This is a genomic window from Stenotrophomonas beteli (assembly GCF_001431665.1).
GTDB classification, from domain to species: Bacteria; Pseudomonadota; Gammaproteobacteria; order Xanthomonadales; family Xanthomonadaceae; genus Stenotrophomonas; species Stenotrophomonas beteli.
In genome coordinates this window covers 1-1,125 of the sequence record NZ_LLXV01000004.1, presented here as the reverse complement: position 1 = coordinate 1,125, position 1,125 = coordinate 1, and the positions used below count along the sequence as shown (strand labels likewise).

General features: G+C 67.4%; 1 protein-coding gene. It reads right to left on the bottom strand.

The features are described 5' to 3' along the window. Positions 1-925: phosphoglycerate kinase (locus ARC23_RS00670; RefSeq protein WP_057495444.1), on the bottom strand; the 925-nt coding region annotated here is incomplete at its 3' end. Positions 926-1,125: the final 200 nt, after the last annotated feature.

The window sequence follows — 1,125 nt, the reverse complement described above, 5'->3', positions numbered from 1 at the left end:
CGGTGCCGGCCTTCCCGATCAGCTGCGCATACTGCGCGGCGGTCTGCGGGCCGATGTCCAGGATCAGGTCGTCTTCGGCAACGGCGTCGACCGCCTTCACTTCCGCAGCGGCATCGGGCAGGAACTGCTTGGCGGTGACCACGTCCACCGGCAGCGGGATGTCCGCGCCGCGCGCCTTGGCATCGGCCACGATCTTCTTCGCGGTATCCAGCAGGTCCGGTTCGTACAGCGACTTGCCGACGTTGTAGCCGGCCGCAGCGATGAAGGTGTTGGCGATGCCACCACCGACGATCAGCTGGTCGACCTTGCCAACCAGATTGGCCAGCAGTTCCAGCTTGGTGCTGACCTTGCTGCCGGCCACGATGGCCAGCAACGGCTTGGCCGGCGCATCCAGTGCCTGCGCCAGCGCATCCAGCTCGGCCATCAGCAACGGGCCGCCGGCAGCCACCGGGGCAAAGCGGATGACGCCGTGGGTGGACGCCTGGGCGCGGTGCGCGGTACCGAAGGCATCCATCACGAACACATCGCACAGCGCGGCGTACTTCTTCGACAGGGCTTCATCGTCCTTGCCCTCGCCCACGTTCATGCGGCAGTTTTCCAGCAGCACCAGCTGGCCCGGCTGCACGTCCACGCCGTCGACCCAGTCACGCACCAGCGGCACCTCGCGGCCGAGCAGCTCGGACAGGCGCGCAGCGACCGGGGCCAGTGAATCGGCTTCGCTCCACACGCCTTCCTTCGGGCGCCCCAGGTGCGAGGTGACCATCACCGCAGCGCCCTGCTCCAGTGCGCGCTTGAGCGTCGGCAGCGAAGCGGTGATGCGCTGTTCGGAAGTAATGCGGCCATTCTCGATCGGCACGTTCAGATCCTGGCGGATCAGCACGCGCTTGCCGGAGAGGTCGAGGTCGGTCATGCGGACGATGGACATGGGCAACTCTTTGGCTCAGGGACGGGAGGCCGGGCTACGGCAGATGGATATTGTATCGGGTGCGGGTGGTGGCAGGGCCGATGCCTGCGGCAGGCCGAGGCGCAGGGCAAATGCAAATGCAACAGCCAAAGCGCTGGCGATTCGTGGCGTTGTGGGTGGGCCGGGGCGGTGCGGGCTGGGCAGGGGACGCCGTGAATCCG